Raw genomic sequence first — 2,879 nt, forward strand, 5'->3', positions numbered from 1 at the left:
CGCGCGTGCCGGTGCTCGGGCCGGTCAGGGCCACCGGCAGCTCGTGCGCCCCGGTCTCCGACGCCGGCGGGCGCGCCACCACGAAGAAACGGCTCGCGCCCTGCGCGCCGAAGCTGACCACCGGATGGAAGGCGCTGCGCCGGCAGCGTTCCACCAGCTCGGCCAGCCGGGTGTGGAGCAGGTCTTCCAGCCGGCGCTCGCGCAGCTCCGCCACCGAGTGCAGGCCGAGCTGGAACAGCGCACTGCGGTTGCCGGCGAGGATGCGGCCGTCGGCCTCGAGCGCCAGCTTGCCCTCGTGCAGCGTGTAGACGAACTCGGGCCGGCTGTGGAAGTGCAGCAGGTGGGCCTCGGGGTGGCGCAGCTCGAGCAGGCGGTTCTCGATCATCTGCGCGGTCATGCCCAGCAGCACCAGCGAATGCTGCTGCTGCAGGCTCGAGCGGCTGGTCACGTCGAGCACCGCGGTCATCTGGCCCTGCGGGTCGAACACCGGCACCGCCGAGCAGGTGAGCGACGTGAGGCGGGTGAAGAAGTGGTCCTCGCGCCGCACCGCCACCGGGCTGGCCGCGACCAGGCAGGTGCCCATGCCGTTGGTGCCGGCCTCGGCCTCGCTCCACACCGCGCCGACGTGGAAACCCAGCGGCGTCACGTCCTCGGCGAAGGCCGGCGAGGACACCATGTGCAGGATCACGCCGTCGGTGTCGGTCAGCACCACGGCCGACTCGGTATCGGCCAGCTGCTGGTAGAGCGTGGCCATCTCGTGGCGGGCGCAGTCGATCACGTCGGCCAGCCGCTCCTGGCGCTGCGCGAGCTGTGCCGCCGGCACGACCGACGGGCGGTGCGGCCGGTCCGGGTGCAGTCGGTGCTGTTCGAGGCAGCGCGTCCAGGAGCGCGCCATCTCGTCGTCGTCGGTGGCCCGTGCCCCCTGGCGCACGGTATCGAGAATGCGGTGTGCGTGTTCGCCTGCCTCGCGCAGCGATACGATGCCCATGCTGTCTCTCCTTCGTGTTGTGGCCGAACGCGCGAGGCGCTGGCGCCGGGCCAGCGATCCGGGCGCCGGGCCGGTTGCCGCCGGCCAGGGTCCCAGGGACCGTTCAGCTTGTCCCTCACAGGGTCAATGCGTACCGATTCTGGCGCGTCCGGTTTGGCCCTCGTAGGGGGTGGAAGCCCGGGGAGCGGCGGTGGAGTGTTCCAAAATCTGGCATGGTCCGGGACTTGCACCGGCCCGTGATGGTATTTCAGCCCAGGAGTCGCCCTTGATCGCCGCCCCCCGCCCGCAGTTGCAGTTCACCGCCACCGACGCCGGCCGCGACGCCGAGCCGCTGGACCTGATCTTCATCGAAGGATTCACCGGCCAGACGGTGATCGGCATCCACGATTCCGAACTGCACCGCCCGCAGACCATCCGCATCGACGTGACGGCCGGCCTGCCGCGGCCGCGCGCCTGCGACAGCGACCACATCGCCGACACCATCGACTACGGCGTCGTGCGCGAGCGGCTGCAGCGCCTGCTCAAGGAGCACAAGCTCACGCTGCTGGAGTCGTTCGCCGAGACCGTGGCCGACATCCTGCTCCACGAGTTCGGCGCGCACTGGGTGCGCGTGGTGGTGGTCAAGCCGAAGAAGTTCGACGACGTGGAAGCGGTGGGCGTGGCGATCGAACGCCGCCGTGCCACCGACCCGGCCAGCGGCCGGGCCGCGCCGGTGCTGTCGCTGATCGGCGCGGGCATGGTGCCGGGCGGCGCCTGAGGGGCCGTACCCGACAGCCGAAAAAAAGCCGACCGGGCAACCGGTCGGCTTTTCTAATGCAGCGACCGCAGGGTGGCGCGCTACGGCACGCCGACCTGCGGCCCACGCATCACTTGGCCGCGAACGGGTGAGCGGCGCTGCCCTTCTTGGAGACCACTTCGCGAGCGGTCGGCGAACCCGACACCGCGCGCTTGATCGACTCCTTGACGGCCTGGTAGTTGTAGTCCTGGATCTTCTTGTCGTCTTCGGCCAGCCAGTGGATGAAGACACCGACGCTGATGAACAGGTTGTCGGCTTCGTCGGCGGGGATGGTGCCGTCTTCCACGCAATCGGCGACGGCCATGGCCACGCCGCGCTGGGCCGGGCCGAACATCTGCACGGCCTGCTTCGCGCCCTTGATCGTGACCTTGTTGAACATCACGGTCGCCGGCTTCACGAGCAGGTTGGGGGCCACGACGGCGAGCAGGGACGTGAAGCCGTCCTTGTTGTTCGTCAGGCTGTTGGCGAAGGCCGTTTCGGCGGCGCTGCCACGCGGCCCGATCAGCAGGTCGATGTGAGCCACTTCGTTGCCATCACCGACGAGCGATTCGCCGACCATCATCCGGTCAATCTTTGCCATGTTGAGTCTCCGTGAGCAAGTTCTGCAGAAGTGAATGTGAAGAGCACTGGGCGTTGCCAGTACGTCGTGAACTTACACGTTCCATGCCAGCGCCGCAATCATGGGAAAGTCGAGAGGTCGGCCACGCCGAGTGCGCCAGCAATGAACAGTGTGGTCACCGTCAGGTCCGCGCTCGTGCCGGGATTGAGCCCGCGGGCCTTGAGATCCTCGTCCCAGGCCGCGAAGGCCGGGTCGTCGCCGACCCGCTCGCCGCCTTCGGCCCGCCGCAGCCACGGCGCCGCCTCGTCGGTGACAGCCTGTGCCACGTCGGCGCCGAACTTTCGAACAATGTGTGAATCGGGCCAGCGGCCCAGGCAGGCGAGGAACAGCGCCTGCACCGCGGCGGCATCGACCGCGGTGATGCCGCGGCGGGGCGACGCAGCGCCGCGAGGCCGGTGTCGAACAGGTCGGCATAGTCGCTCGCGTACTGGCGCGCGATGCGGTCGCGATCGGCGGCGAGCCGCATGGCCTCGCGC

General features: G+C 69.5%; 4 protein-coding genes. 1 reads left to right on the forward strand and 3 read right to left on the reverse strand.

All coding sequences use genetic code 11. The features are described from left to right. The coding region (locus x551_RS20615; RefSeq protein WP_152543617.1) for a GAF domain-containing protein at positions 1 to 988 on the reverse strand (988 nt) is incomplete at its 3' end. 265 nt (positions 989 to 1,253) lie between these two features. On the opposite strand from x551_RS20615, the gene x551_RS20620 reads away from it, so the two are divergent. Continuing rightward, positions 1,254 to 1,745, forward strand: a complete 492-nt coding sequence (locus tag x551_RS20620) for a dihydroneopterin aldolase (RefSeq protein WP_231497827.1) — start codon at positions 1,254 to 1,256, stop codon at positions 1,743 to 1,745. Positions 1,746 to 1,854: 109 nt separating this feature from the next. On the opposite strand, the gene fae is transcribed toward x551_RS20620, so the two are convergent. Together fae and x551_RS20630 are read right to left on the reverse strand one after the other, a co-directional pair. After that, positions 1,855 to 2,364 carry a formaldehyde-activating enzyme gene (fae, locus tag x551_RS20625; RefSeq protein ID WP_011830196.1) on the reverse strand — a complete coding sequence of 170 codons (510 nt, stop codon included), beginning with the start codon at positions 2,362 to 2,364 and terminating at the stop codon, positions 1,855 to 1,857. 98 nt (positions 2,365 to 2,462) lie between these two features. After that, positions 2,463 to 2,741, reverse strand: a complete 279-nt coding sequence (locus tag x551_RS20630) for a triphosphoribosyl-dephospho-CoA synthase (protein ID WP_051512253.1) — start codon at positions 2,739 to 2,741, stop codon at positions 2,463 to 2,465. Between the last annotated feature and the right edge of the window lie 138 nt (positions 2,742 to 2,879).

Source organism: Methylibium sp. T29, assembly GCF_000576205.1.
In the GTDB taxonomy this organism is placed as follows: Bacteria; Pseudomonadota; Gammaproteobacteria; order Burkholderiales; family Burkholderiaceae_C; genus Methylibium; species Methylibium petroleiphilum.

Coding starts and splice junctions, on each gene's coding strand:
- fae (WP_011830196.1), bottom strand. CDS start 2,364: ATGGCAAAGATTGACCGGATGATGGTCGGCGAATCGCTCGTCGGTGAT.